Origin of the sequence: Streptomyces sp. NPDC091279 (assembly GCF_044757465.1) — a bacterium.
Taxonomy (GTDB): domain Bacteria; phylum Actinomycetota; class Actinomycetes; order Streptomycetales; family Streptomycetaceae; genus Streptomyces.
On the sequence record NZ_JBIVVA010000001.1, the window covers coordinates 831,183 to 857,807 of the forward strand.

Below are 26,625 nucleotides of genomic sequence, written 5' to 3' on the forward strand. Positions count from 1 at the left end.
GGTATTCGCCGGAGGGCCGATTGTCGTTTGTGCGGACTTCGGGTTCTGGTATTCCGTCGCCGCGTCGTACACAACACACGGTCCGGGACAGCTGATCGGCGTCATCCGCCCGGCCGGACTTCGAAGCGCCCGTAGGGGAATGCGTCGAAGTGGCGTAGTCCACTCCCATCCCGCGGACTCGACCTGAGCGAACTCCGTGGTCTGGACCTCTTCTCCGTACGTTCCGGCTGTCGGGCGGAGCGTCGTGGAAAGTGTGCGACGGGCAGACGGAGCCTCACCCCCTAGGTCCCCTAAGAACCCCTATCCGGAGAGTGTGGTTCCGGTACGGGTTTTCCTTTCTGGTTCACTCGATCCGAGAGGGGGAGTTTTTGCCGGAATGCGCCTGCCCGGTTCAGGGAAATGGCTTGAAAAAAGGGGGACGGAAAGTGTGCTGCTTTCGTGAATCTTTTGCGAATACGAAGTTACCTGGGGTTCTTGTGGGCGGCGGGGAATAAAGGCGGCCGAAGTTGAGACATCGGCTCCTGACTTGGTTCCGTCCACCGGCGGGGGCCGTCGCCCGCCGGTGGACGGCCGGGGTGACTCACCGCGCCCGCTCCGGTGCCGGGCGGACCGCTCGACGAACGGTTTCCGGCCCGGACGTGCGCGGACCGCACGGGAGTGCGAGAGGGGAAACGGGGCAGGATCGCACCCGTGAACGAGGTGGCGGCGGCGTTGTGGGACCCGCAGAACGGACAAGGACTTCGGCAACTCGCGGAACTGGGGCTCGCGTTGCTCCTGTCGAGCCTCATCGGCTGGGAGCGGGCGGCCAAACAGAAGAGCGCGGGACTGCGCACCCACACCCTGGTGGGGGTCGCCAGCGCGCTGATGATGCAGGTCTCCCAGCACGGGTTCACCGCCGTGCTCGGCCTGGAGAACGTCTCCTTCGACCCGTCCCGGGTGGCGGCCCAGATCGTCTCCGGGATCGGGTTCATCGGCGGCGGCCTCATCTTCGTCCGCCGCGACGCCGTCCGCGGCCTGACCACCGCCGCCACGATCTGGCTGACCTGCGCCGTCGGCATGGCCTGCGGCGGCGGGCTGCCGCTGCTCGCGTTCGCGGCCGCCGCCCTGCACTTCCTGGTGGTGCGCGGCTACCCGCCGCTGGCCGCCCGCCTGGTCCCGGCCTCGGCGGCCACCGCCTTCGAGATCCGGCTGACCTACCGCACCGGAACGGCGCTGCTGCCCCGCCTGATGCAGACCTGCACCCGGCGCGGCCTGCGGATACTCCAGGTGAAGGTGGAACGCCTGCCCGGTCGCACCGACGACGCCGCCCGGGTCCTGCTGGAACTGGAAGGCAGCAGGGACCCGACCGAACTGCTGTCGGAGCTGTTCCAGGACGACGGCGTGATCGACGTGGCCCTCACCACGCCGAACGCCGACGACGAATGAGCCGGACGGTCAGTGACCGGGGCCGTCGGTCCCGTAGTGGCCGCTGAGCTGGTCCCGGTAACCGGGGTCGCCCAGGTGCGTGTCCTTGTCGAACTCCGGGGCGCCCTTGATCTGTTCCTTGGTCCGGGCCACCCGCACCACCTCGTCCTCGTGGTCGACGGCGGCGACCGTGCCGGCCGGCAGCAGCACCTCCTTGCCGAAGATCCACGGCCCGGTGTCCACCACCAGGTACTGCGCGCCGACGTCGTTGGAGTGCTTGTCGACCTTGCCGATGTGCCCGTCGAGAGCCTCGACCTTGTACCCGGTCAGATCCGCGTCCGGGGTGTGACCTGCGCTGGGGGCGTAACCCCACAGGGAGCCGTCGGTCATGGTGGTGCCTTCCTCATCGGTGTGCGGGTGAACGGCGCAACGCTGTGCGCCGGTTCGCAGCGGGTCTCCCCGCAGCCGCCCGCCAAACCCCACCGGCCGCCCCGATCCCCACGACCGCCCCGATCCCCACCGGCCGCCCCGACCCCGATCGGCGCCCGCGATCCCCACCGGCGGCCCTGACCCCGTTCGGCTCCCCCGACCCCGTTCGGCGGCCCCGTCCTGCGGTGCTGCGTACGCTGTCCCCGTGCCCACGCCCCGCCTCCGCCGCGTCGCCGTCCTCGTCCTGGAAGGCGCCAAACCGCTGGACGTCGGCATCCCCGCCCAGGTCTTCACGACCCGCGCGAGCATGCCCTACGAGGTACGGCTGTGCGGCGCCGCCCCCGGCCTGGTGACCGGCGGCGACGGCCTCTCCTACCACGTGGCCCACGGCCTGGACGCCCTCGCCTGGGCGGACATCGTGTTCATCCCCGGCTACCGCCTCCCCGACCGCGACGACCCGCCGCCCGCCGTCACCGACGCCCTGATCGCCGCCCACACCCGGGGCGCCCGGCTCGCCGCCATCTCCACGGGCGCCTTCGCGCTCGCCGCCACCGGTCTCCTCGACGGCCGCCGCGCCACCACCCACTGGCACTACACCCGGGCCCTCGCCGCGAAACACCCGCTCGTCCAGGTCGACGAGAACGTCCTGTTCGTCGACGAGGGCACCGTCCTCACCTCGGCCGGCGCCGCCTCCGGCATCGACCTGTGCCTGCACATCCTGCGCGGCGACCTCGGCGTCGCCGCCTCCCACCACGCCGCCCGGCGCCTGGTCGCCGCCCCCTACCGCAGCGGGGGCCAGGCCCAGTACGTGCCGCGCAGCGTGCCCGAGCCGCTCGGCGAACGCTTCGCCTCGACCCGTGAGTGGACCCTGCGCCACCTCGACGAACCCCTCACCCTGGAGACGCTGGCCCGGCAGGCCGCCGTTTCACCACGCACCTTCTCGCGCCGGTTCGTCGAGGAGACCGGGTACACGCCGATGCAGTGGGTGATGCGGGCCCGCCTCGACCGCGCCCGTGAGCTGCTGGAACGCTCCGAACGCGGCGTCGAGCAGATCGCCGCCGACGTCGGCCTCGGCACCGGCTCGAACCTGCGCCTGCACTTCCAACGCATCCTCGGCACCACCCCGACCGAGTACCGCCGCACCTTCGCCCGGGGCGAATGACACCCCTCGGCCGACGGGCCCGCCAGGCCCTGGCGTGATCCTTGTGAACCATGGCGATCATGCCACTGTCCGTACCGCCCGACCCGCCCGACCCTGGTGGGGAACGAGAATGAAGGGACACTTCTCATGACTCGCCTCGCCATCAACGGCTTCGGTCGCATCGGCCGCAACGTGCTGCGCGCCCTGCTCGAACGCGACAGCACCCTGGAGATCGTCGCCGTCAACGACCTCACGGAACCCACCGCCCTCGCGCGGCTGCTCGCCTTCGACTCGACGTCCGGACGGCTCGGCCGCCCCGTGACCGTCGACGGCGACACGCTCGTGGTCGACGGCCGCCGCATCACCGTTCTCGCCGAGCGCGACCCGGCCCAGTTGCCGTGGGCCAAGCTGGACGTCGACCTGGTCCTGGAGGCCACCGGCCGCTTCACCGCCGCCGACGCCGCCCGCGTCCACCTCACGGCGGGCGCCAAGAAGGTCCTGGTCAGCGCCCCCTCGGACGGCGCCGACGTGACCCTCGCGTACGGCGTCAACACCGACGCCTACGACCCGGCCACGCACACCGTCGTCTCGAACGCGTCCTGCACGACCAACGCGCTGGCTCCGCTGGCCGCCGTTCTCGACGACCTGGCCGGCATCGAACACGGCTTCATGACGACCGTGCACGCCTACACCCAGGAGCAGAACCTCCAGGACGGCCCGCACCGCGACCCGCGCAGGGCCCGCGCCGCCGGCGTCAACATCGTGCCGACCACCACCGGCGCCGCCAAGGCGATCGGCCTGGTGCTGCCCAACCTCGACGGCAAGCTGTCCGGCGACTCGATCCGGGTCCCGGTGCCGGTCGGCTCGATCGTCGAGCTGAACACGACCGTCGCCCGCGACGTGACCCGTGAGGAGGTGCTCGCCGCCTACCGCACCGCGGCCGAGGGCCCCCTCGCCGGAGTCCTCGAATACTCCGAGGACCCGCTCGTCTCCTCCGACATCACCGGCAACCCCGCCTCGGCCATCTTCGACTCGGCCCTCACCCGCGTCGAGGGCCGCCACATCAAGGTCGTCGCCTGGTACGACAACGAGTGGGGCTTCTCCAACCGGGTGATCGACACCCTGGAGCTCCTCGCGGGCAACTGACCGCCCCCGCCCGTCCGTCGAGGTGGCCGCCGGTTTCCCCAGGGGGAGCGGGCGGCCACCGGCGCGTCTACAGCGGCCGTTCGCCGACGGGCGTGGAACCGTGCGGGTCCGGCGGCTTCGCCGGGCCGTCCCCCGCCGGACCGGGTTCGGTGGGACGCGGCGCTGGGGTGCCGCGCAGCGCCGAGGCGACGGCCGAGATCAGCGCCATCCCGGCGGCGACGCCGAAGACGATCGTCAGACCGTGGTGGAAGGGCCCCGCGACCAGTTGCGGGAAGAACGTGTGCCCGGTCAGGACCGCCCGCTGCGCCGCCGTCAGCTGATGGAGGACCCCCTCCGAGCTGAGCAGATGCGCGATCGGATTGTTGCCGAGGAAGGTGGCGAACAACGTGCTCACCGGCGGCAGTCCGGCCGCGTGCGCGGCGGCCGCGTGCGGGACACCGTGCGCGGTCAGCCCGTCCCGCAGCGTCCCGGGCAGCGTCGAGGCGAGCCCGGACACCATCAGCGAGAAGAACACCCCGATGGACAGGGCGGTACCGGAGTTCTGGAACGTCGAACGCATGCCCGAGGCGACACCCCGGTACTCCGGCGGGACGCTGCCCATCACGGACGAGGTGTTGGGGGCCGAGAACATGCCCTGCCCCAGCCCGTTGAGCAGCAGCAGCCCCGCGAACGACGGATAGTCGAAGTCGACGGGCAGCACGAGCAGCCCCAGGAACGACCCCGCGACGACGAGCAGCCCCGCCGTGGAGAAGAACCGCGCCCCGAACCGGTCGGACAGATACCCCGAGACCGGCCCGGCGATCAGGAACCCGACGGTCAACGGCAGCATGAAGACGCCCGCCCACAGCGGCGTGTCCTCGAACGCGTAACCGTGCAACGGCAGCCAGATCCCCTGCAACCAGATGATCAGCATGAACTGGAGGCCGCCCCGCGCGATCGCCGTCAGCAGCGCCGCCAGGTTGCCCGCCGCGAACGCCCGGATCTTGAACAGGGCGAGGTTGAACATCGGTTCGGCCACCTGGGTCTCCACGTAGCAGAACGCCAGGAGCAGGGCCCCGCCCCCGAAGAGGGCACCGAGCACCCACGGGTTGCCCCAGCCGGTGGGGTCACCGCCGTAGGGCTGGATGCCGTAGGTGATACCGGCCAGCAGGATGCCGGCGCCGAGCGCGAACGTGGCGTTGCCCAGCCAGTCGATGCGCCCGGGCCGCCCCGGCGAGGTCTCCCGCAGGCTCAGATACGACCAGATCGTGCCGGTGATGCTGATCGGCACGCTCACCCAGAACACCGCACGCCAGTCGACGACGGCCAGCAGCCCGCCCGCGAGCAGCCCGAGGAACTGCCCGGCCAGCGCCGTGATCTGGTTGATGCCCAGGGCCGTGCCCCGCTGCCGGGCGGGGAACGCGTCGGTGAGGATCGCCGCCGAGTTCGCCGTCAGCATGGACCCGCCGAACGCCTGCACGAGCCGCCAGCCGATCAGCCACAACGCCCCCGCGCCCTGCCGGAACGGATCGAGGGACAGCGCGACCGAGGCGCACGCGAACACCAGGAAGCCGAGGTTGTAGATCCGCACCCGCCCGAACATGTCGCCGAGCCGCCCCAGGACCACCACCAGCACCGCCGACACCAGCAGATACCCGAGGATCATCCACAGCAGATAGCCGATGTTGCCGGGCGCGAGCGGGTCGAGCCCGATGCCCCGGAAGATCGCCGGCAGCGAGATGATCACGATCGACGCGTCCATGGTCGCGATCAGCACACCGAGGGTGGTGTTGGACAGCGCCACCCACTTGTAGTTCGGCCCCGGGGGCACGTCGTGCCGGCGCACCGCGCGGGCGGCGACCCGCGCGAAGAACCCGCCGCCGGGCGCGCTCACAACCGTTCCGCCAGCCGGTCGAGCAGGGGCACCGCCGCGGCCAGCACGGCCCGCTCCCGCTCGGAGAACTCCTCCAGAACGGCGTCCAGGCGCCGCACGCTCGCCGATCGCCGCTCCGCGAGCACCGTGCGTCCCTCCTCGGTGACGGAGACGACACTGCGCCGCCCGTCGGCCTCGTGCCGGGTGCGCCGGACCAGCCCGCGCCGTTCCAGCCCCGCGAGAGTGGTGGCCATCGCCTGCGGGCGCACCCGCTCCGACTCCGCCAGCGCGGACGGCGAACCGGGCCCCTCACCGGACAGCCGCGCCAGCACCGACACCTCCGACAGGGACACGTCCCCCACCGCATGGGCCTGCCGCAACCGCCGGGTCACCCGGCCCACCGCCAACCGAAGCCCGGCCCCGAGCCCGGCCTCCTCACGGATCACTTCCCGATCGGCCTCCATAAGTACTAACAGTAGGTTTATCAGTCTGGCCTGTTCAACCAAACAGAAGTAAACGATCCCGCTACGCTCCCGACGACGAAGACCCTCCAAGCCCCCCGAGCACCAACGCCCTAAAAGGGGCGCGAGGAACTGCGCGACCAGCCACGACGACCCCGCACCTGCTCGCTGCCAGGGGGCGAGCCCTTCAACCCTCCCGAGCATCAACGCCGTAAAGGGGCGCGGGGAACTGCGCGACCAGCCACGACGGCGCCGCACCCGCCCACGAGACCCCAGTCCCCCTCCCCGAGGCGCCAGCCAACCTCACCTCCCGAACAGCCGACGCGCGTTGCGTCCTGTCAACGAACGCCAACTGGAGCCGCCCGGCTGACGCGCCGCGTCGATCGAGGCAACCTGCGCCAGCACGCCCGCCGCAGGCGTCCAGCAGGAGTCACTGCCGTACAGCACCCGTTCCAGACCGAACGCCCGCTCCAGAGCGGGGAGTTGATCGGGAAACGGCGTGCCGGCCAGGTCGAACCAGAGCCCGGCGAGCGCCGCACGCACCTCCACCCCCGAGGTCGGCATCAGCGCCTCGAACAGCTCCATCCGAGCCGCGAGCAACGGCAGCACCCCACCCCCGTGCGTGAAGACCCACCGGATGCCCGGATACCGGACGGTGACCCCAGCAAGGACGACGTCACTCGCAGCCCGAGCTGTGTCGAAGAGGAACTCCAGCATCGGCCGGGGCCGCCCGAGAGCCACCCCCTCCCAACCGGGCGGCGACGTCGGATGCACGAAGACGACCGCCTCGCGCCGATCCAACTCCCCCCAGAACGGCTCGAATCGCGCGTCGCCGAGATACACGCCCCGCGAGTTGGTCTCCACGGCGATCCCGTCCGCACCGAGCGCGTCGAGGGCGTACGCCGCCTCCACCAGCGCCCCGTCGACATCAGGCAACGGCACCGAGGCGAAGTGCCCGAACCGGTCGGGCCGTTCCCGATGGAGCCCGGCGGCGAACTCGTTGACCTCGCGGCTCAGCGCGCGGGCTGCGGCATCGTCACCGAAGTGGGTGCCGGGGGAGGAGACCGACAGGACGGACAGGCCGATCCCCGCCTCGTCCATCAGGGCCAACGCCCCCTCGGGGCTCCAGGAGGGCCAGCCCGGCATGCCGTCGGGATGCTCGATGCCGGCGGCCCGCGCGGCCGAGACATACCGTTCGGTCACGAAGTGCGTGTGGACGTCGACGAAGGGCGGAGAGTCCGTCACGTGTGCCTCCCGGAGGCGGTCGGTGGCTGCGCCTCCCACGGTAGGGAAGACGCCCCGCGCCGGGTACGCGACTCTCCGCCCGTCGCTCAGGCGGCGGTGCCGCCCGCGTAGTCCCGCGCGAACGTCGACTCGACGGTCTTCGCCACCGCGTCGGCCGCCCCGGTGCCGTTGAGGATGATCCCCAACTCCCGGTTGCGCCCCAGGGAGTTGCTGCTGACGTTCATCGAGCCGACCTCCACGGCCTGGCTGGACCGGCCGTAGTCGGCGACCATCGCCTTGGCGTGGATGTAGAAGCCGTTCGGGTCGGCGTACCCGACGACCGTGCCGCCGGCCGCCTTGATCCGGGAGACCTCGCTCGCGTAGTGGCCCGGCGTCTCCAGGACCACCCGGACCCGGACGCCGGCCTTCGCGCGGGCCGCGATGGCGGAGACCACCGCGCTGTCACTCAGCTCCAGTTCCTCCACGTCGAGCGTCTTGGTGGCGCCGTCGACCAGGGCGACCAGGCGGTTGCGGGAGTCGGTGGGGGACCAGAGCAGATGATCACCGTCGGACGGGGTGACGGACTTCGCGGCGTAGTCGGCGGCGAAGACCTTCTCGATGGCGGCGACGTCCCGGGGGCCGTTGTCGAAGACCCCGTAGTCGCGGCTGGTCGGGTAGTACCGGGAGGTGAGATTTCCGGTCATGATCAGGGACTTGGCGCCGTCCACCGTGATGGTCTTCTGGTGGGTGTAGACGAACGCGGCGGACGACCACACCACGCCCACGCCCGCGGTGTGGAGCTTGGTGTAGGCCGTGTCGTCGGCGGTCCTGTGCTGCCGGTCGAGGATCACCCGCACCTTGACGCCCTTGTTCTTGAGGGCGATGAGGTCGTTGACGGCGCTGGTGTCCTCCAGTTCGTACATGGTCAGGTCGAGGGACTTGGTGGCCGAGGTGATGAAGTCGTGGATGGCGGGCTGGCCGCCGCTCTGCGAGAAGGCGAACGCGGAGTAGGACGTGGCGTTCACGGAGACCGCGACGTCCGCGACGTCCGTGACGTGCGTGGCGGGCGTGGCGGGCGTGGCGTGCGTGGGGGTGGCGGACGGGGCGGAGGCGGCGGTGGCGAGCACGGCGGCGCCGACGGTCAGCACGGCTCCGGCGCGGCGGGCGATCTTCCACAACATGGGGGGCTCCTGGTCGAGTTGCCGCTCGCCAGGGCGGAGTCGTGCGGGCGAGCGAGGGAATGACACCACGCGCGTAGAGCGCCACGCCGGGAAACACGACCCAACTCACCGGACCTCATCGCCGACCGAACCGCACAAAAGGGACAAGGTGCAGGTGAGAGCCGGTTCACGGGAGTCCCGCGAGAGCGCAAAATCTCCGTATCTTGGTATCTGCACCCCTGTGTCGCCGTATGGGCTGCTATCGGTTGCCAGCTGGCCGGAACTGGCCGGTCGATCCTGATGGGGTGTCATATCACCTATCCTGGCGCCCACTTGATCATTCATGGGGGGTTCAGAAGGGAACGGCATGGTTCAGATACCTTCGCGCCGCACTGTCCTGAGTGGGCTCGCGGGCACGGGCGCCGCGGTCATCGGCTTCGACCCCTTCACCCGGAGCTGGGCGGCGGCCGACGCCACGGGAGCACACGGGCCACTGGCCCACGTACCGCCGTTGGACGGCACGCTGGCGACGGACGCCCCCTCGCTCGATGCCGCCGCCGACGACTACGGCCACCACGTCCACCACCGCCCCCTCGCCGTCCTGCGGCCGGGCTCCGTCGCCGACGTCGTCGCGATGATCCGCTTCTGCAACACGCACGGCCTGCCGATCGCCCCTCGCGGCCAGGGCCACGGCACCTTCGGCCAGGCGCAGGTCGACGGCGGCCTGGTCATCGAGACGCCGACGCTCGCCGGGATCGGCCCCGTCACGCGCGACCGCACGGTGACCGTCGGCGCCGGCGTGAAGTGGAGCGCCCTCGCCAAGGCCACCCTCGCCCACGGGCTCACCCCGCCCGTCTTCACCGACTACCTCGAACTCTCCGTCGGCGGCACCCTCGCCGTCGGCGGCCTCGGCGGCCAGACCCACCAGCACGGCGCCCAGGTCGACAACGTCACCGCGCTCCAGGTCGTCACCGGCGCGGGCGAGCCGCTGACCTGCTCACCCACCCGCCACGCCGACCTCTTCGAGGCGACCCTCGCCGGACTCGGCCAGTGCTCCGTGATCGTCGGCGCCACCCTGACCCTGGTCCCCGCCCCCGACACCGTCCGCCACTATCTGCTGCCCTACGACGACCTGGAGACCTACCTCGACGACCAGCGGCGGCTCGCCGAGGACCGCAGATTCGCCTACCTCGAAGGACAGGTGACCGCCGACGCGTCCGGGGCGTTCAGCACCGCCGTCCTGGAGGCCGCCGCCTACGGCCCACCGGCAGGACCGGCGCCCGACGACACCGCCCTGCTCGACGGCCTGCGGCACACCGCGTCCGGCGCGCAGATCTCCGACGTCACCTACGGCGACTTCCTCGACCGGCTCGCCCCGACCGTGGCGGCGTTGAAGGAGTCCGGCGTCTGGGCGTACGCCCACCCGTGGCTCAACCTGCTGATCCCGGGCGACTCGGTCGCCGCGACCGCCGGAGCCGTTCTCGCCGACCTGACGGAGGCCGACCTCGGCGCGGGCCTCGTCCTGCTCTACCCGCTCACCGGCGCCCGGCTGACCACGCCGCTGCTGCGCACGCCCGACGACCCGATGCCGTATCTGCTGGCCCTCCTGCGGGCGGTCCCGGCCACCGACACGGCCGCCGTCGACCGCCTCCTGACGGCGAACCGGAAGGCGTACGACACCGTCGCGGCGGCCGGTGGGACCCAGTACCCGGTCGGCTCCCTCCCCTTCACGCGGGCCGACTGGCGCCACCATTACGGCGCCGCCTGGCCGCAGTTGGCCGCCGCGAAGGCGACGTACGACCCGAAGGCCCTGCTGGTCCCGGGGCGCGGCATCTTCCAGACCACCTGAAGCGGAATCGTCCCGGGGGAGGGGCTCAGGCCGTGCCCGCCAGCTCCCCGAGGAAGTCGACGAGCGCCGCGTTGACCTCCTCGGGGCGTTCCTGCTGCGTCCAGTGCCCGCACCCGGCCAGCTTCACGGGCGGCCGCCGCAGGCCGGGCATCAGATCGGGAAGGCGCGCGATCAGCTCCGGCGCCCCCGGGAACGCCGGAACGACATCGCGGTCGCCGTAGATGTAGAGGGACGGCGGCGTGACGACGGCGCCGTGCCAGGGGGCCGTCAGCTCCCAGTTGCGGTCGAGGTTGCGGTACCAGTTGAGGGCGCCGGTGAAGCCACCGGAGAAGCTCTCGGTGAGCGTGTCGAGATCGTTCTCGGTGAACCACGCGGGCAGCACCTCGGGGTCGGGCATGTCCTCAAGCCAGCCGTGCCCGCTCCTGACCAGCGGCTGCTTGCCCGAGCCCGCGCCCGGTGCGTCACCGGAGGCCATGTAGAAGAACTTCCGCAGCGCGGTACGGGTGTCCCGGGCGAACTCGGCGTCCGCGACGCCGGGTTGCTCGAAGTAGTTCCAGTAGAAGCGGCCGCCGAACATCTCGTCCATGGCGCGCAGCGGCGGATGGCTCCCCCGGAACGGCGGCGGCACGCTCAGCCCGGCCACCCCGAGGACCATGTCGGGCCGGAACAACGCGGTGTGCCAGGCGACCGGCGCCCCCCAGTCGTGCCCGACCACGTACGCCTGCCGCTCGCCCAACGCCTGGATCAGGCCGACGACATCGCCGACGAGGTTCAGGATGCTGTAGGCGTCGACGTCCTCGGGGTGGTCGCTGCGGCCGTAACCGCGCTGGTCGGGGGCGACCACCCGGAAGCCCGCGGCGGCGAGGGGGCCGAACTGGTGGTGCCAGGAGTGCCAGGACTCGGGGAATCCGTGCAGGAGCACCACCAGCGGGCCTTCGCCCTCCTCGGCGATGTGCAGCCGGATTCCGTTCACGTCGATCATGCGATGCGCAACCATGCACCCGAGCCTACTCGCGAGTATCTTCCCGTCGGCACACCCACCCGCCCGAGCGCGCCCGACCCGGACGCCGCCTCCCGCACCACGGCCGCGCGGCCGTCGGGGGCTGTCGCGCCGGTTGCTCTTAAGCGAGGTTTAAACGGGCCTTAAAGCTTGGCCGTTGAGCCGTCGCTGCCTCAAGTAGGCGTAGATCAGGGGCGTTTGGGGGTTCGCGTTCCGGTTGGCGGGAGCAATCATCGTGCGTATCGTCGGGCACCCGTCGGCTGCGCGGACCGTGCCGTCGGGAGCCGGACCTCAACGTCCCCCACAGACAAGGTGTGTTCCGATATGACGCCCCGTCACCAGCGCAATCTGACCCGCCGCACGATGATGTTCGCCCTCGGTGGCGCTGCTGTCGCGATCCCGGCCGCTGCCGCCGTCGCCCCGTACGCGCTCGCCGACCAGCCCGGCCTCCAGAACACGGCGGCCGCCGGTCCGCTCCCGGTGACCGTCGTCAACAGCAGCGGCTCCTTCGACAACGCCTCCGTGCACCTCTACGTCGTCGGCAACGTCGACGGCCGGCAGGTCCGCCTCACCCCCGAGGGCACCGTCGTCCCCGTCGCGGCCTCCGACAACGGCGCCGACGGCTTCACCGACTACGCGATCCCGCTCGTGGGCAGCGGCGAGACCAAGTTGTCCCTGCCGTACATGTCGGGCCGTATCTATGTGTCCCTCGGCCAGAAGCTCAAGTTCAAGGCGGTGACCGACGGCAACGGCGCCGCCGCTCTCCAGTACCCCGCCGGGTGGGTCGCCTCGGACCCCAACTACGGGGTGCTGCACGACTGCGCGGAGTTCACGTACAACGCGGCCGGCATGTTCTGCAACACCACGATGGTCGACATGTTCAGCGTGCCGCTGGCCATCCGGCTCACCGGCGAGAAGGACCAGACGACGGGCACCCTGCGCCCCGGTGGCCGGGCCGCCGCGTTCGCAGCGGTGAAGCAGGTCGCGGAGTTCGCGCCGCTGGTTGTCGACGACACCCGCATCATCGCCCCGGGCCACGGCCTGGACGCCGGTCTGTTCGCCCAGGACTACTTCGCCCCCTACATCGACGAGGTCTGGTCCGCCTACACCGGCAAGGACCTCACCGTCACCACCAACGCCGGCACGTTCACCGGCCGGGTGCGCGGCGACCAGTTCACCTTCTCCGGGCCCGCCTCGGTGTCCTTCGCCAAGCCGACCACCCGTGACGTCCTGTTCTGCGACGGCAACCTCGCCGCCCCCAACGACGGCACCACCGGCCCCGTCGCGGCCGTCCTCGGCGCGGGCTTCAACCGCTCGACGCTGCTCAGCGTCCCCGCCCAGCCCGCCACCGACCCGGCCGCCTTCTACCAGGGCGCCCTGACCAACCACTACGCCAAGGCCATCCACGCGGCCACGGAGGACGGCAAGGCCTACGGCTTCGCCTTCGACGACGTAGCAGACTTCGCCTCCTACATCCAAGACCCCACCCCTAAATCCTTCACCCTAACCCTCACCCCCCTCTAACCCACCCCCACCAAGGACCACAGAAAACGCCACGCCCACCCCCCACGCCCCCGCCCCCGGCAACGCCGCAAAGGGGCGCGAGGAACGGCGCGACAAGCTACAACGGCGCCGCACCCGCCCCACAACCGAGGCAACGGACCAAGCCACTCCAGCCCCGCTCCCCAGCAACGCCGCCAAGGGGCGCGGGGAACTGCGCGACAAGCCCCCACGGCGCCGCACCCGCCCCACACCCGGCCCAACGGGCCAAACACCCGGCCAACGGGTCAAGCGGCCCCAACCCCGCCCCCGGCAACGCCGCAAAGGGGCGCGGGGAACGGCGCGAGAACCCCCACGGCGCCGCACCGAACCCCGAACCCCACGGCCCCCCACCCGGCACAGGGCCCCTCACCCCTCCCAAAACGCCCGCACACCCCCCGCACACTCCCCACCCTGCCGATACCCCGCCCGAGCAGCATCAGGAATCCGCGACGCGTCGAGAGGATTCCGCCCGAACGCCCGCCGAGAAGCCCGATCCGGCACCAGCAACGACGCCCGCACCCCAGCCCCCCGCAGCGAAGCCACCTCCTCACTCCCCGGCACCGTCCCCGGCGCCTTCGGAATCGGCGCCAGCACGAGCACCGTCCGGCACCCCTCCACCAGATCCGCGTTGGTGGTGGACCGGGCCCCACCGTCCATCCACCGGCTCCGCCCCACCGTGATCGGCGGAAACAGCGGAGGCAGCGCACAGGACGCCGACATCGCCCGCACCAGGGAGATCCCGCTGTGGGCACTGAACCCGGTCGCCTCGCCGGTGAGCACGTCCACCGCGAACAGCCGCAGCTCCTTCTCCGGCCAGTCCCGCACCGGCAGTTGAGGACCGATGGCGTCGAAGACCGCGGACTCCGGAACGTCCCGCACGCTCAACGCCAGCTTCCCCAGCCGCTTGCGCGCGCTCATCCGATCGCGCGAACCAAGCACCGCCCAGAGGTATTTGGCGGTCATCATCCAGGTGAACGTCACCTCCAGCATCGCCCGCTCCCGGCCCACCTGCACCCGGTAGAGGTCGGCGGGCCGCGCCCCCGAGGCCAGTTCGGCCGCGAGAAGCGCGCCCGCCGACGTGCCGCCGAAGAGGTCGGCGTCGCCGAGGTCCACCCCCGTCTCGGCCAGCCCTGCCAGCATGCCGACCTGCCACGCGTACGCGGTCAGGCCGCCCCCGCCCAGCACAACTGCCGTGTCCATCACGCGACAACCCTTCTCCTCGATGAAACGGGGATCACTCCCCGTTTGCTCTGCGAGACTAACATTCAAACCGGGGACCAGTCCACGGTTCCCTGTGACGTGAGAGGTGGGTGTGGCGGATGACCGCCGGAAAACAGGCTCAGGCGCCCCTGCGGCGTGATGCGCGGCGCAACCGTGAGGCGCTCGTCGCCGCGGCGCGCGAGACGTTCGCCCAACTGGGCCTCGACGCCTCGCTGGACGAGATCGCGCGCCGGGCGGGCGTCGGCAACGCCACGCTGTACCGGCACTTCCCGACCCGGGCGGCGCTGGTCGAGGAGGTCTTCGCCGACCTGCTGGCGGACACCCGGCGCCGGGGCGAGCGGGCCCGGGAGGCCGAGGACGCGTGGGCCGGGCTGACCGGCTATCTGGAGGGCGTCTTCGCGGGTCTCGCCGCCGACCGGGGCGCCAACGACCTGATGACGACCGGCATTGAAGGGGCCGCGTCCCTCGCGGAGTTGCACACCCACAACGGCGAGACGATCCGCCTGCTGCTCGACCGCGCGAAGGCACAGGGCACGGTGCGCGCCGACGTCACCACCGAGGACCTGCTGCTGCTCCTGGCGGCGCTCGGCCGCACCGTTCCCGCCCTGGCCTCCGTCGCCGCCGAGGCCTGGCGGCGCCCGCTCGCCCTGCTCCTGGGCGGCCTGCGGACCGAGCCCCTCACCCACCTCCCGGCCGCGCCCCTCACCCCCGCCCAGCTCGGCGACGTTCTCCTCGACCTCGGACCCCACGCCGCGCGGAGCCCGAGGTGACGGCGGGCGGCGGCCCCGTCAGCAGGCGCCCTCGTCCTGCCAGGGGCCCCACTCCGCCGCGCCGGGCGTCTCGTTCTGGGTCCACCACTTGGCTTTCCAGTGGTGGAAGTCGTAGGAGACCTCGTCGCCCGCGGTGTAGACGGAGGCGCCGCTCCACGCCGCGTCGCACCCGGTGCCCGGGACCGTGGGCGTCGAGGTCGGCGGGTCGGTCGGCGTGAACCCCTGCGCCTTGGCCTCCAGCAGCATCTGCTTGCCGAACCACCCGGTGCCGTCCGCCGTACCGGCGGTGGTGACGGAGACGTAGAGACCAGGGTTGTTCTGCTGGAGGATCTTCGCGGCGCCGATCTCGTTGTGGACGGCGGCCGTGTTCTCGTACTCGGGCTCCTCCAGGTCGAAGTCGATCGCGTGCAGGCCGTACTTGGTGATGACCTGCTGGTAGGCGGCCGCCGTGGCGCTCGGGTCCGCGCAGACCTGGCCGAGCTTGGTGCCGCCGTAGCCGCCGATGGAGACCGACACATCACCGCCCTTGGCCCGGATCGTGTCGATGACCGACCGCACGGCGGTGTCCGAGGAGACGTCGGCCGTACCGTCCCAAGTCGGCGTGCAGCCACCGCCGTTGGGCGCGAGGACGAACGCCAGCTGGAACGCCTTGAGGCCGGTGGAGTCCATGAGGGCGCCCGGGTCCGGCGGGTTGTTGTCGAGCGGCATCAGATAGGGCGCGGCGGCGTACCAACGGTTGCTCAACGCCGTTGTCGCGTAGGAGGTGTTGGCCGTCGTCAGGGTGGTCGTGGCGGCGGCCGTCGCGGCGATCGCGGTGGCCGCGGCGAGGCAGGTGGACAGACGTTTCACTCGGTTCCTCCAGTGGGGGAGGTGTCCCAGAGTGAGGAGAGTGACTTGAGCACGTCAATAGATTGGTCCAGTCCAAAGGCCGGTTTGGACTGGACCATGCGAACGCTTTACCAACTCCCGTACCCGGGAGCCGAGTTGATCCACTCTCCGGGACTGTCGAGGCACGTCCAGGTCCGAACTCGCAGTGAAATAGCGGTCTTTCCGCCTATCCGGTGAAACGGGCTCCCTGCCCGCATACGCGCGAGCTTCTCGGGAAGTCACCCGGATGCCCCGGCGCCCCGGTCGAGGAGAAGGCGTGTGACAGAGCTTCAGGAAAGGTGACGGACTCATGAGCGCAGAGGCCAACCGACGAGCCGAACTCATCTTCAGGCTGCTGGACGCGAACGGCAACGGCATCCTGGAAGCCGCCGACTTCACCCTGATGGGCGACCGGGTCGTCGCCGCCGCGGCCGAGGCCACCCCCACGGCCAAGCAAGCGGCGCTGGCGGCCTACGCGGGGTTCTGGACGGCCGTGGCCGCGCTGGACGCCGACGGCGACGGGGTGGTCAGCCTCGACGAGTACCTCGCCTGCGTCCAGACGCCCGAGCGGTTCGAGGCGACCAACGCCGAGTTCGCCGACGCGATCGCCGCCCTCGGCGACCCGGACGGCGACGGGCTCATCGAACGGCCCCTGTTCAGCGCCATCATGAACGCGGTCGGATTCCAGCAGGAGAACATCGACGCGCTGTTCGACGCCTTCGAGCCCGACGCCGAGGACCGCATCCGCGCGCAGGTCTGGGCCGACGGGATCAAGGAGTACTACGACCCCGGCAAGGTCGGCATCGCCGGCGACCACCTGGTCCCCGGCGCCGCGGCCTGACCCGGCGCCCCGCACCTCGGCCGCACCGGCGGACCCGGGAACCCCGCGTGGCCGTTCCCGGCACCGCCGGTGCGGGCTTGCCGCAAGGCCCCGACAGAGCCGTTCCGACGGAACGATTCGCCACGCCGACACCTGAGAACCCTGTCAGGGAAACCCCGGCAGGGAAACCCCGGCAGGGAAGCCCTGTCAGGGAGATCCCGGCAGGGGAGGCCCCTGTCAGGGGAGCCCGTAAGGGCGAGGACACCCAACCCGGAAGAGGGGAACGCTTGATGGCGGTAACCGCCGACGAACGCACGGGGGACAGCAGCACCCCCGAACCCGCAACTGCCCCCGCACACAAGGCCGTTGCCGCGACCACGGGCGGCGGTGTGGTCACCGGTGTCGCGCGGACCGCGCTGATGGTGGCCGCCGCGCGGGCGATCGAGAGCGGCCGTCCGGACGCGCTGGCCCACGACCCCTACGCGGGGCACTTCGTCCGCGCCTCCGGTGGCTGCGACGACTGGCCGCTCCACCCGGACGACGTGCCCGACGGCCTGGAAGATCCGCTGTGGGGCCACCTGGGGCGGTACTTCGGCCTGCGCACCCGGGTGTTCGACGACCATCTGATGCGGCAGGCCGAGGCGGGAATCCGCCAGGTGGTCCTGCTGGGCGCCGGACTCGACACCCGGGCCCACCGGCTGCCCTGGCCGCGCGACTGCACGGTCTACGAACTGGACCGGCAACCGGTGCTGGCCTTCAAGCAACGCATCCTCGACGCGCCGGTCCGCTCGGACACCCCGCCGCCCACGCCCCGGGCCCGCCGGGTTCCGATCGCCGCCGACCTCCGCCTGGACTGGATCGACGCCCTCTGCGGGGCGGGTTTCGACCCGGAGAGGCCGACCGCGTGGGTGGTGGAGGGGCTCCTGCTCTATCTCCCGGCGGCGGTGGAGAGCCGGATGATCGACACCATCGACCGGTTCAGCGTCCCGGGCAGCAGCCTCGCCTACGAGGTGAAGCTCGGCATCGAACCCGCCACCGCCCGCGCCTCGCCGCTCTACTCGACGGCGCTGAAACGCATCGGCATCGACCTGGTCGCCCTCTTCGACCGGGACCCGAGGCCGGATTCCGCCGCTCTCCTCACCGAGCGCGGCTGGCGCACCGAGACCCACGACCCCTACGACCACACCCGGCGCCTGGGCCGAGGCCCGCTGCCGGAACCCTCCGACGCCCTCGCCGGCAACCGGTGGACCTTCGCCGCCCTGACCGAGGACGGCAGGTCGGCCGCACAGCCCCGGCCCACCGGAGACTGACGCCACCACGACGGCGCACGCCCCGCGCTCCCCGACAGGCTGCCGTCCGCGCCCGGCGTGAGCGTCCCGCGCTGTGGGCGTCGGGTACGTCCGCACGCCCGGGGCCCGCGTGTTCCCGGTGGCGCGGGGGAGGGGAATGACCCGGTCGGGCCCATGTTGTCGGTGTGGGCCGGCGTCGTACGGCGCCGGCCCGGGCGGGGCCGGAGCGTCTGACGGGGGTGCGGGATGCCGGTGCCGGAGAGACACGCGGACGTGCTCGTCGTCGGCGGCGGGGCGATCGGCCTCGCCGCCGCCCGCGAAGTCGCCCGCCGAGGCCGTTCGGTGTGCGTGCTGGAACGATTCGCGCTGGGGCACGAACGGGGCGGCTCGGCGGGGTGGGAGCGGCAGTGGCGCATCCAGTACAGCCAGGAACGCTGGGCCCGACTCGCCCTGGAGACCCTGCCGTTGTGGCGTCAGCTGGAGGCGGAGGCCGAACGGCCCCTCGTCCACGCCCGTGGCAGCCTCTGGTTCGGCCAGGTCGGCGTCGCCACCAGTGAGGGTGAACTCGCCCTCGCCGCCGCCGTGTTGGACGCGCTTGAGGTGCCGTACGACTGGCTGACGGCCCTGGAGATCGAGCGGCGTTTCGGGTTCGCCGCGCTGCCCCGTGACCACGAGGGGTTCCATCAGGCCGACGGCGGGGTCATCGACGTCCGGGCCACCCTGGAGGCGCTCGCCGCACTCGGCGTGCGCAGCGGCGTCCGTGTCGTCGAGCACCTCGCGGTGCACGCGCTGGAGCCCGACGGGGCGGGAGTCACCGTGCGCACCGCACGCGGGGACTTCCGCGCCGAGAGCGTGATCGTCGCCTGCGGGGCCTTCACCGACGCCCTCCTCGCACCGTTGGGCTGCGGCCTCGGCCTGCGCGTCTTCCGGATGGCCTCCGCCCACTTCGCCCGCCGCTGACCGGACGTCGACCTGCCGACCTGGTACGCCTTCCTGGAGTCCGCGGAGACCGGCGCCAACGAGTCGCTCTACGGTTTCGGACACGACCCGTGGACCGGGAACGACCTCGTCCGCGTCGCCCCGGACGCCGAACTGCCGGTGGAGCCGGGCGCCGAGGCCGACACCGCCCTGTCTCTGCGGGCCGCCGAACAGCTCGACCGCACCGCCCGCTGGGTACGCGCCCACCTGCCCGGCCTGATCCCCCGCCCCACCCACCCCGGCACCTGCCTGGCCGCGCTGCCCGCCGACCCCGAACGGGAGTTCTACCTGGGCACGTTGGCCGGTCGCATCCCCGACGGGGAGCGCATCGTCGTCCAGGCGGCGGGGTGGGCGTTCAAGTTCGTCCCGGCCTTCGGCAGGACGTGCGCCGACCTGGCCACCGGAATCGACGCCCCACCCGACCGCCTCTCCACCCCCTGGTGACCAGCGCCCCCACCCCGAACGCCACCGGGGCCCGCCCGGCAGCGCCCTCTGCGGACCCGGACCGCCGTTCACCCTGTCGGGTGAAGTCCCGGTCTGACGTGACCTGGCCGGATCTGTGCTGTGGACGGGTTCCCGAGTCAGGGCCCGGGGCTGCCGAACACGGCCACCAGGTGCGATGTGCGGGAGGGGGGTGTGGGGTGCGTGCGTGTGGGCAGCGGACGACTGTGCGAGTACGCGGCGGACGGCGTGCGAGGTGTACGGGTCTGCCGCAGTATTCGCTTCAGCCGATCGTGTGGATGAGGGTGGAGGTGTCGACCAGGTGGTGCCCGAGGGGATGTCCGGTCATTCGGGCCCGGTGAAGGCGTCCAGGGCGGTCGCGGAGCTGCCGCGACAGGTGCGTGAGGAACTGTCACGCCGATTGGGCCGCAGAGAACGCGCCTACGGCAGCGACGACGTCCAGGTCGTCGAAGGGCCGCTGCTGAAGCGGGCGGTCGGCGCCTCGGCGCTCGGCAACTGCATGGAGTGGTTCGACTTCGGCGTCTACAGCTACCTGGCCGCGACCATCGGCAAGGTGTTCTTCCCCGGCGCCTCGCCTGGCGCGCAGGTCCTCTCGTCGTTCGCGACGTTCGCGGCCGCGTTCGTGGTGCGCCCGTTGGGCGGGCTCGTCTTCGGGCCGCTGGGGGACCGGCTGGGCCGGCAGAAGGTGCTCGCCACCACCATGATCATGATGGCGGCGGGAACGTTCGCGATCGGCCTGATCCCGAGCTACCACACCATCGGCATCGCCGCCCCGATCCTGCTGCTGGTCGCCCGTATGGTGCAGGGATTCTCCACCGGGGGCGAGTACGGCGGCGCCACCACGTTCGTGGCCGAGTACTCACCGGACCGACGGCGCGGATTCCTCTCCAGCTGGCTGGATTTCGGCACCTTCTTCGGCTACGCGCTCGGCTCCGCCCTGGTCACGATCCTGAACATGGCGCTCACCGACGACCAGATGCTCTCCTGGGGCTGGCGCCTGCCGTTCCTGATCGCCGGTCCGCTGGGCGTGATCGGCCTGTACATGCGGCTCAAACTCGAAGAATCACCGGCGTTCCAGCAGCAGTTGGACGAGCACGAGAAGAGCCTCGCCCAGGGGTCTGCGGGCAGCGAGTTCAAGACCATCGTCACCCGGCACTGGCGTCCGCTGCTCATCTGCATGGGCCTGGTGCTGCTGTACAACGTCACCAACTACATGGTCACCGGCTTCCTGCCGACCTATCAGACGGAGACCCTGCACCGCTCCAGCGGCTCGGCGGACGTGCTGGTACTGATCGGCATGGTCTGGATCGTCGTTCTGATCACGTTCATCGGCCGGTTCAGCGACCGGATCGGACGGCGCCCGGTCTACGGGGTCTCGGCGGCGGCGCTGATCGTGCTCGCGGTGCCGTCGTTCCAGCTGATCAAGAAGGACGGCACCTGGCCGCCGGTGTGCGGTGTCCTGATCCTCTCCACCCTGCTGGCCTGCTTCGCCGCGCCGAGCGCCGCGACCCTGCCCGCGCTGTTCCCGACCGCCATCCGGTACGCGGCGATGGGCATCGGCTTCAACCTCGCCGTGGCCGCGTTCGGCGGCACCACCCCGCTGGTCACCGAGGCGCTGGTCAATGTCACCGGCGACGACCTGATGCCCGCCTACTACCTGATGCTGGCCGGGGTGATCGGCCTGGTGACGGTGAAGTTCCTGCCGGAGACCGCGCAGGTCCCCCTCAACGGCTCGCAGCCCATGGTGGGTTCACGCGAGGAACAGCAGGAACTGATCACCGCGTCGAAGGAGCTGTACCGCGACGTCGGCAAGGGCTCCTCCCCGGGCGGCGACAGCCCGACGCCCTCCGCACACCCGAGCGGCCCCTGACCGCACCCGCGCGAACGGCACGCTCCGCGCCCTCGCCGCACACGCCGGCCCACCTCACCGGAGGGGGCCGGCGTGCGCGCGTCGTCAACGGGGCCGACGGGACAGCCAGGCGGCGGCCAGCGCGCCGGAGATGTTGTGCCAGACGGAGGCGATCGCGGCGGGCAGCGCGGCCAGCGGACTGAAGTGGGCGGTGGCCAGCGAGGCCGCCAGCCCGGCGTTCTGCATGCCGACCTCGAACGCCATCGACCGGCTCCCCGCCTCCCCCAGCCTGCCGAGCCGCCCCGCGCCGTAACCGAGGGCCAGCCCGAGGCCGTTGTGCAGCATGACGGCGACGACCACCAGCAGCGCGGCCGACTTGATGGCGGCGGCGCTGCCCGCGACCACCACGGCGACGATCACACCGACGGCCAGCGCGGACAGCCACGGCAGCACCGGCAGGACACGCTCCACCCGACGGCTCGCCACCAGCCGCACGACGAGCCCCGCGAGCACCGGCAGCAGCACCGTCTTGAGGATGTCGGTGACCATCGAACCGGCGTCGACCGTCAGATACTCACCGGCCAGCAGCAGCGTCAGCGGGGCGGTGACCAGCGGGGCCATCAGGGTGGAGACGGTGGACACGGAGACGGACAGCGCGACATCGCCCCGGGCCAGATAGGTCACCACGTTGGAGGAGGCGCCGCTGGGGGCGCAGCCGACCAGGATGAGCCCGGCCGCCAGCTGCGGCGGGAGCTGGAGCAGGTGGGCGGTCGCCCAGCCGAGGCCCGGCATGATGACGTAGTGCGCCACCAGGCCGAGCGCCACCGCCCAGGGCCGTCTGACGACACCGTGGAAATCCTGCGGGGTCATCGTGATGCCCATGCAGAACATCACCACGCCCAGCAGATAGGGGATCGTCTCGCCCCAGCCCGTGAAGCCTCCCGGGAACAGGAGGCCCACCGCACCGGCCGCGAGGACGAGGATCGGGAAGACGGTGACGGCGCGCCGCGCGGAACGCTCTCCGCTGCCGTCGTCGCCGCGCCGCTTGGTCCGTATCGGTTCATCGATGGTCACCGTGTGAGACAACGCCCGGTCAGGGGCGCGACGCAATGGCGTTCCACGATGTGATCTTTCACGGTCGGCCGTTCCCTTGCAGCGCTGCGGCCCGATCGATCACCGCCGAGGGAAACCGTTCAGCCCGCCACCGGGCGGAGGCCTACCAGGCGACGGGCAGCGCGAGCGGGAAACGGCGGATCGTCTCCGTGTCCCAGCGGACCTCGCCCGGCTCCACCGCCAGCCGCAGCCGGGGGAACCGTTCCCACAACCGGCCGACCGCCACTTCCAGTTCCGCCATGGCCAGCGGCACGGCGACGCACCGGTGGCCACCCCAGCCGAAGGTCATGTGCGGCTTGGGCGGGCGGTCCACGTCGATGGCGTCGGGGTCGGGATAGCGCGCGGGGTCGCGGTTGGCCGCGAGGTAGGAGACATGGACGAAGTCACCGGCCCGGATGTGGACACCGGCCATCTCCACGTCCCGCAGCGCGACGCGGGGGATACCGACGCCTTTGCGGAAGGGGATGTGCCGCAGCAACTCGTTCAGCAGGGTCGTCAGCTCCTCCGGCCTGCTCCTGACGTGCTCCGCCAACTCCGGCCGGGTCAGCAGGAGATAGGCGATGTTGCTGATCTGGCAGGTCGCCGTGTCGTGCCCGCTGAGCATCAACGTCAGCGCCATGACGGCCAGTTCCTCGTCGTCGAGGGCGTCGTCGCCGTCCTTGGCGGCGGCCAGCACGCTGATCAGGTCGCCGCCGGGGGAGCGGCGCCGCTCCTCCACCAACCGGCCGAAGTACGCGCGCAGTTCGGACTTGGCGGTCGCGGCACTCTGCCGGCTGTCCGGGCCGGTGGACAGGAGTTGATGCACGTACTCCTCCATCCGGGGCCAGTCGTCCTGGACGATGCCGAGGACATCGCAGATGGTCTGCTGGGGAAGCCGGTTGGACAACCGGTCCACCAGATCCGCCGGTGGGCCCTGCGCGGCCATCTCGTCGAGCAGGGTGTCCGCGAGCCGGGTGATCCGGTGCCGCATCCGCTGCACATGGCCCTTGGTGAAGGCCTGCGACGCCAGATGACGCAGGCGACTGCTGTCCGGCGGGTCGATGACGTTGATCGACTCGGGGGAGACGATCGGTTCCGGTGTCAGCCGGGGATAGTCGCGGCCCATGATGCCCGCCCGGCTGAACCGGGGATCGGTGGTCACATGCCGTACCGCGTCGAACCCGGTGACCAGCCAGGCATCGGCGTCGCCGTACGGCAGCCGAATCCGGGTGACCGTGTCCCGTGCCATGAGGGCCGCGAGCGTGGGATCGAACTCCAGGCCCTCGCTGAAGTCGAATGGACATACGTCTGCTTCGCTGCCTGGTGACATCACAAGGTCTCCGGTTCCAGCCGCTGTCACTGCTTCACATAGAGGCCTTCACCGTGCCCATCTACATCCACGGTACGCGCATATGGGTGACTTGGCCCCCGATGTGATGGATCGGGGGCATGCGCGACATGAACGGCATGAACGGACGTCCAGGACACCGGAGTTGACCCCGCGCGACCCGCCCGTCGCCCGCCGCCCGTCGCTATCCCGCGACCGGGACGGGATCGACGCCGGTCAGTTCCCGGCTCGCCTCCCACAGCCGGTCCGCCGTGACCGGGTCGGCCAGCTGCTCCCACACCGCTTCCCGCCGGGGCCGTCCGCGCAGCCCGAACACCCGCGGCCCCCACACCTGCCCGCCCCGCACCCCCGGATCGAGCACCGCCCGCACCGCGGACCACGCACCCGCCTCCTTGCCCTGGACGAGGAGAGCGGCGGGGGCGGCCCGCAGCCGGGCACCCGTGGTGCGCACGTGGACCGGCGGGCGGGCCGGGGTCAGCCCGTCGAGAGCGCCACCGGGGTGGACGACCACGCTGGACACCGTGCTGCCGACGGCGCGCAGCCGCTCGTCGAGGGTGAGGCCGAAGTACATCTGCGCCAGCTTGGAACGCCCGTAGGTGCGCTTCGGCCGGTAGTCCCGCCGGGACTGGAGATCGTCCAGGTCGATCCGTTCGGACTTGGCCGCGAAGCTGCCCACGGTCACCACCCGGGCCGCCGGTGCCGCCGACAGCAGCGGCAGCAGCCAGTGGGTGAGCGCGAAGTGCCCGAGGTGGTTCGTGCCGAACATCACCTCATGGCCGTCGCCGGTCTCCTGGCGCGGCGGGTCGTCGAGCGCCACGCCCGCGTTGTGCACCACCGCGTCGAGGCGTTCCACGTCCAGGGAACGCACCGCCGTCGCCAGCGAGGAGAGGTCGGCGAGGTCGAGCCGCACGGACCGGACCCGGGCGCCCGGCACCCGCGCCCGGATCGAGTCCCCGGCGGCCTCGGCCTTCGCGGGGCTGCGGCTGCCCAGCACGACGGTGGCGCCGGTGGCGGAGAGCTGCTCCGCGACGAAGTACCCGATGCCCGCGTTGCCGCCGGTGACCAGGAAGACCCGCCCCTCGGCAGGCGGCAACCGGTGGACATCCCAGGGGCGGACGGCGGATTCGGCGGAGGCGAAGGGCATGACGCGCAACTTCCTTGCTGTCGACGGTGATCGGTCCCACTCGGCACCCACCGTCGCAGCGCCCACCGACACCCCGCCGACAGATCGCTGACAGCACGGTCGGACGTCCGGTGCGCAGCCGCCGTTGCGCTGTCGGTCGCTCAGCGCAGGGCGAGGGCGACGATCTGGGTGACCTCGTCCTCGGCGAAGTTGTCGTCGCTGACCAGGACGAGGGTGCGTTCGCCGTTGCGGAGGTCCGGGCCCCAGGTCATGCCCTCGATGTTGTCGACCGTGGACAGCCCCAGGTCGGCGAGGTCCGCGACCAGCTTCTTGCGCATCGGGACGACGTGCTGCCCGGCCAGCGCGTCCAGGTGCTGTACCTCGGTCGCGCCACGGGTGGTGGCGTCGAAGACGCGGATCGTGTAGCCCGCGCCCGCCACCCAGGTGCGTTCGAGCACGAGGTAGCGGCTGGGGTCGTCGGGGAAGGCGAGGATCGAGGGGACACCGGTGTCCGGGGGCCACGGGCTGGACGGGTCGGGCGCCGTGAAGATCTTCTCCAGGGGGTAGGCGAACTGCCCGAGCACCGCCCCGTTCCGGTTCTGCCGTGTGACGCGGACCAGCGCGCCGTGGGTCAGGTCGGGCTCCGGGCCGTCCTGGAGCAGCGGGCCTTCGAGCGCGCTGGTGAGCACCCGGCCGTCGTCCCCGAAGGTGATCGCCTCGATCGCCTTGTTCCGCCGGATGCCCCGGTCGCCCATGCCGATCACGTAGTGGGGAGGCAGGCGCAGTTGGCCCCGGTAGGCGCCGGTGCGGCTCGCGAACTGGATCGACGGCTGGATCACCGGCTCGTTCGACGACTTGGGCCGGTCGCCCTCCTGCGCCCACCAGTACCGGCAGTTTTGCGGGTCCACCCGGATCTCCTCCGGGTCCACGGCCTTGCCGTCCCCGGCGCTGGCCGGCGGATGGACCGAGCCGTCCGGCTGGAGGAGGGGGTGGGTGCCGGTGAAGCCGACGGAGTGCACCCCGGCGGCGTCCACGTCGATCTTGGCCGTGTAGAAGCGGACGGGCTGGATGACCGAACGGTCGTCGCTGATCATCACGTACTCACCCGTGCACGGATCACGGTCGATGCCGGACAGACCGCCGACGGTCGTGCCCTGGAAGGGGAGCTTGTGCGGCACGTTCTTCTCGCCCAGCAGCCGGGCCCGCGCCCCGGTCCCGGACGGTGCGCCGATCCCCGGCCGTGCCTCGTTCCCGGACCGTGCGGCGGTGTCGTCCGACCGGGCTGCCGCCGGGGGAATGGTCGCCGCCAGCACCAGGGCGGCGGCACAGGCGTGGCGGATCAAGGAAGATGTCATGGGTGTGATCTTGTCCCGGGCCGGGCACGGAGCGCAGTCACCCAACCGTGTGATGTACGGGGCGATATGACGGATCGTCACTTTTCTTTTAACGCAACGGAGATGGGGTGGTGGGGGGGGGGGGGGGGGGGCCGGGGGCCGCCCCCCCCCCCCCCCCCGGGGGGGGGGGGGCCCGGGGGGGGGGGGGGGGGGGGGGGGGCGCCCGGGGGGGGGGGGGGGGCCGGCCCGGGGGGGGGGGGGGCC

23 protein-coding genes are annotated in these 26,625 nt (G+C 71.6%); 11 read left to right on the forward strand and 12 right to left on the reverse strand.

The annotated features are described in order from the left end of the window. Window positions 1–690: 690 nt before the first annotated feature. Entirely contained in the window at window positions 691–1,425 is a 735-nt protein-coding gene (locus ACIQOU_RS03540; RefSeq protein WP_401533486.1) for an MgtC/SapB family protein, read from the forward strand. A 9-nt stretch (window positions 1,426–1,434) separates the two neighbouring features. Here ACIQOU_RS03540 and ACIQOU_RS03545 read toward each other — a convergent pair whose 3' ends face one another. Further along, the gene (locus tag ACIQOU_RS03545; protein ID WP_401533487.1) at window positions 1,435–1,794 is read right to left on the reverse strand and encodes a PRC-barrel domain-containing protein; all 360 of its coding nucleotides are present in this window, start codon (window positions 1,792–1,794) and stop codon (window positions 1,435–1,437) included. Between the two features lie 244 nt (window positions 1,795–2,038). Here ACIQOU_RS03545 and ACIQOU_RS03550 point away from each other — a divergent pair, with 244 nt between their 5' ends. After that, complete coding sequence (locus ACIQOU_RS03550; protein ID WP_401533488.1) at window positions 2,039–2,995, forward strand: GlxA family transcriptional regulator; 957 nt, start codon at window positions 2,039–2,041, stop codon at window positions 2,993–2,995. 126 nt (window positions 2,996–3,121) lie between these two features. Next, a complete protein-coding gene (gene gap / locus ACIQOU_RS03555) occupies window positions 3,122–4,120 on the forward strand; it encodes a type I glyceraldehyde-3-phosphate dehydrogenase (RefSeq protein WP_401533489.1) in 999 nt (332 codons plus the stop codon). A 67-nt stretch (window positions 4,121–4,187) separates the two neighbouring features. Here gap and ACIQOU_RS03560 read toward each other — a convergent pair whose 3' ends face one another. The 4 genes from ACIQOU_RS03560 to ACIQOU_RS03575 all read right to left on the reverse strand — a co-directional run bounded on the left by ACIQOU_RS03560 (window position 4,188) and on the right by ACIQOU_RS03575 (window position 8,838). Beyond that, window positions 4,188–5,861: an MFS transporter gene (locus ACIQOU_RS03560; protein WP_401533644.1), complete on the reverse strand. Its 1,674-nt coding sequence runs from the start codon at window positions 5,859–5,861 to the stop codon at window positions 4,188–4,190. 128 nt (window positions 5,862–5,989) lie between these two features. Then, the gene (locus ACIQOU_RS03565; RefSeq protein WP_401533490.1) at window positions 5,990–6,418 is read right to left on the reverse strand and encodes a MarR family winged helix-turn-helix transcriptional regulator; all 429 of its coding nucleotides are present in this window, start codon (window positions 6,416–6,418) and stop codon (window positions 5,990–5,992) included. Window positions 6,419–6,736: 318 nt separating this feature from the next. Beyond that, window positions 6,737–7,678, reverse strand: a complete 942-nt coding sequence (locus ACIQOU_RS03570; RefSeq protein WP_401533491.1) for an amidohydrolase family protein — start codon at window positions 7,676–7,678, stop codon at window positions 6,737–6,739. An 86-nt stretch (window positions 7,679–7,764) separates the two neighbouring features. Continuing rightward, entirely contained in the window at window positions 7,765–8,838 is a 1,074-nt protein-coding gene (locus ACIQOU_RS03575; RefSeq protein ID WP_401533492.1) for a phospholipase D-like domain-containing protein, read from the reverse strand. Window positions 8,839–9,184: 346 nt separating this feature from the next. Between ACIQOU_RS03575 and ACIQOU_RS03580 the strand changes: the two genes are divergently transcribed. Further along, complete coding sequence (locus tag ACIQOU_RS03580; protein WP_401533493.1) at window positions 9,185–10,666, forward strand: FAD-binding protein; 1,482 nt, start codon at window positions 9,185–9,187, stop codon at window positions 10,664–10,666. Window positions 10,667–10,691: 25 nt separating this feature from the next. Here ACIQOU_RS03580 and ACIQOU_RS03585 read toward each other — a convergent pair whose 3' ends face one another. Beyond that, window positions 10,692–11,663 (reverse strand): alpha/beta fold hydrolase, encoded by a 972-nt coding sequence (locus tag ACIQOU_RS03585; RefSeq protein ID WP_401533494.1) that lies wholly within the window; start codon window positions 11,661–11,663, stop codon window positions 10,692–10,694. Between the two features lie 327 nt (window positions 11,664–11,990). Here ACIQOU_RS03585 and ACIQOU_RS03590 point away from each other — a divergent pair, with 327 nt between their 5' ends. Further along, the gene (locus ACIQOU_RS03590; protein WP_401533495.1) at window positions 11,991–13,190 is read left to right on the forward strand and encodes a glycoside hydrolase family 64 protein; all 1,200 of its coding nucleotides are present in this window, start codon (window positions 11,991–11,993) and stop codon (window positions 13,188–13,190) included. Between the two features lie 384 nt (window positions 13,191–13,574). Here the strand turns inward: ACIQOU_RS03590 and ACIQOU_RS03595 are convergent, their stop codons facing one another. Further along, window positions 13,575–14,408 carry a patatin-like phospholipase family protein gene (locus tag ACIQOU_RS03595; protein ID WP_401533497.1) on the reverse strand — a complete coding sequence of 278 codons (834 nt, stop codon included), beginning with the start codon at window positions 14,406–14,408 and terminating at the stop codon, window positions 13,575–13,577. Between the two features lie 119 nt (window positions 14,409–14,527). Between ACIQOU_RS03595 and ACIQOU_RS03600 the strand changes: the two genes are divergently transcribed. Next, window positions 14,528–15,199 carry a TetR/AcrR family transcriptional regulator gene (locus ACIQOU_RS03600; protein ID WP_401533499.1) on the forward strand — a complete coding sequence of 224 codons (672 nt, stop codon included), beginning with the start codon at window positions 14,528–14,530 and terminating at the stop codon, window positions 15,197–15,199. An 18-nt stretch (window positions 15,200–15,217) separates the two neighbouring features. Here ACIQOU_RS03600 and ACIQOU_RS03605 read toward each other — a convergent pair whose 3' ends face one another. Beyond that, window positions 15,218–16,048: a carbohydrate-binding protein gene (locus ACIQOU_RS03605; RefSeq protein WP_401533501.1), complete on the reverse strand. Its 831-nt coding sequence runs from the start codon at window positions 16,046–16,048 to the stop codon at window positions 15,218–15,220. A 328-nt stretch (window positions 16,049–16,376) separates the two neighbouring features. Here ACIQOU_RS03605 and ACIQOU_RS03610 point away from each other — a divergent pair, with 328 nt between their 5' ends. The 5 genes from ACIQOU_RS03610 (at window position 16,377) to ACIQOU_RS03630 (ending at window position 21,485) form a co-directional block, all read left to right on the forward strand. Further along, window positions 16,377–16,907, forward strand: coding sequence for an EF-hand domain-containing protein (locus ACIQOU_RS03610; protein WP_401533502.1), 531 nt, complete (start codon window positions 16,377–16,379; stop codon window positions 16,905–16,907). Between the two features lie 269 nt (window positions 16,908–17,176). Continuing rightward, window positions 17,177–18,196, forward strand: coding sequence for an SAM-dependent methyltransferase (locus ACIQOU_RS03615; RefSeq protein ID WP_401533503.1), 1,020 nt, complete (start codon window positions 17,177–17,179; stop codon window positions 18,194–18,196). Between the two features lie 231 nt (window positions 18,197–18,427). Next, window positions 18,428–19,135 carry an NAD(P)/FAD-dependent oxidoreductase gene (locus tag ACIQOU_RS03620; RefSeq protein WP_401533504.1) on the forward strand — a complete coding sequence of 236 codons (708 nt, stop codon included), beginning with the start codon at window positions 18,428–18,430 and terminating at the stop codon, window positions 19,133–19,135. A 138-nt stretch (window positions 19,136–19,273) separates the two neighbouring features. Continuing rightward, window positions 19,274–19,597 carry a hypothetical protein gene (locus tag ACIQOU_RS03625; protein WP_401533505.1) on the forward strand — a complete coding sequence of 108 codons (324 nt, stop codon included), beginning with the start codon at window positions 19,274–19,276 and terminating at the stop codon, window positions 19,595–19,597. 334 nt (window positions 19,598–19,931) lie between these two features. Then, a complete protein-coding gene (locus ACIQOU_RS03630) occupies window positions 19,932–21,485 on the forward strand; it encodes an MFS transporter (RefSeq protein ID WP_401533506.1) in 1,554 nt (517 codons plus the stop codon). A gap of 84 nt (window positions 21,486–21,569) precedes the next feature. On the opposite strand, the gene ACIQOU_RS03635 is transcribed toward ACIQOU_RS03630, so the two are convergent. The 4 genes from ACIQOU_RS03635 to ACIQOU_RS03650 form a co-directional block, all read right to left on the reverse strand. Continuing rightward, window positions 21,570–22,538, reverse strand: coding sequence for a bile acid:sodium symporter family protein (locus ACIQOU_RS03635; protein ID WP_401533507.1), 969 nt, complete (start codon window positions 22,536–22,538; stop codon window positions 21,570–21,572). A 142-nt stretch (window positions 22,539–22,680) separates the two neighbouring features. Further along, window positions 22,681–23,886, reverse strand: a complete 1,206-nt coding sequence (locus ACIQOU_RS03640) for a cytochrome P450 (RefSeq protein WP_401533508.1) — start codon at window positions 23,884–23,886, stop codon at window positions 22,681–22,683. A gap of 202 nt (window positions 23,887–24,088) precedes the next feature. After that, on the reverse strand, window positions 24,089–25,048 hold the full coding sequence (locus ACIQOU_RS03645; protein ID WP_401533509.1) for an SDR family NAD(P)-dependent oxidoreductase: 960 nt from the start codon (window positions 25,046–25,048) through the stop codon (window positions 24,089–24,091). A gap of 140 nt (window positions 25,049–25,188) precedes the next feature. Continuing rightward, window positions 25,189–26,382 (reverse strand): esterase-like activity of phytase family protein, encoded by a 1,194-nt coding sequence (locus tag ACIQOU_RS03650; protein ID WP_401533510.1) that lies wholly within the window; start codon window positions 26,380–26,382, stop codon window positions 25,189–25,191. Window positions 26,383–26,625: the final 243 nt, after the last annotated feature.

Bases quoted from the DNA above. Each gene is read 5' to 3' on its own strand.
- ACIQOU_RS03610 (WP_401533502.1), top strand. From the start codon at position 16,377: ATGAGCGCAGAGGCCAACCGACGAGCCGAACTCATCTTCAGGCTGCTG.
- ACIQOU_RS03640 (WP_401533508.1), bottom strand. From the start codon at position 23,886: ATGTCACCAGGCAGCGAAGCAGACGTATGTCCATTCGACTTCAGCGAG.
- ACIQOU_RS03615 (WP_401533503.1), top strand. From the start codon at position 17,177: ATGGCGGTAACCGCCGACGAACGCACGGGGGACAGCAGCACCCCCGAA.
- ACIQOU_RS03585 (WP_401533494.1), bottom strand. From the start codon at position 11,663: ATGGTTGCGCATCGCATGATCGACGTGAACGGAATCCGGCTGCACATC.
- ACIQOU_RS03650 (WP_401533510.1), bottom strand. From the start codon at position 26,382: ATGACATCTTCCTTGATCCGCCACGCCTGTGCCGCCGCCCTGGTGCTG.
- ACIQOU_RS03545 (WP_401533487.1), bottom strand. From the start codon at position 1,794: ATGACCGACGGCTCCCTGTGGGGTTACGCCCCCAGCGCAGGTCACACC.
- ACIQOU_RS03595 (WP_401533497.1), bottom strand. From the start codon at position 14,408: ATGGACACGGCAGTTGTGCTGGGCGGGGGCGGCCTGACCGCGTACGCG.
- ACIQOU_RS03560 (WP_401533644.1), bottom strand. From the start codon at position 5,861: ATGGACGCGTCGATCGTGATCATCTCGCTGCCGGCGATCTTCCGGGGC.
- ACIQOU_RS03645 (WP_401533509.1), bottom strand. From the start codon at position 25,048: ATGCCCTTCGCCTCCGCCGAATCCGCCGTCCGCCCCTGGGATGTCCAC.
- ACIQOU_RS03580 (WP_401533493.1), top strand. From the start codon at position 9,185: ATGGTTCAGATACCTTCGCGCCGCACTGTCCTGAGTGGGCTCGCGGGC.
- ACIQOU_RS03590 (WP_401533495.1), top strand. From the start codon at position 11,991: ATGACGCCCCGTCACCAGCGCAATCTGACCCGCCGCACGATGATGTTC.
- gap (WP_401533489.1), top strand. From the start codon at position 3,122: ATGACTCGCCTCGCCATCAACGGCTTCGGTCGCATCGGCCGCAACGTG.
- ACIQOU_RS03600 (WP_401533499.1), top strand. From the start codon at position 14,528: ATGACCGCCGGAAAACAGGCTCAGGCGCCCCTGCGGCGTGATGCGCGG.
- ACIQOU_RS03575 (WP_401533492.1), bottom strand. From the start codon at position 8,838: ATGTTGTGGAAGATCGCCCGCCGCGCCGGAGCCGTGCTGACCGTCGGC.
- ACIQOU_RS03630 (WP_401533506.1), top strand. From the start codon at position 19,932: ATGTCCGGTCATTCGGGCCCGGTGAAGGCGTCCAGGGCGGTCGCGGAG.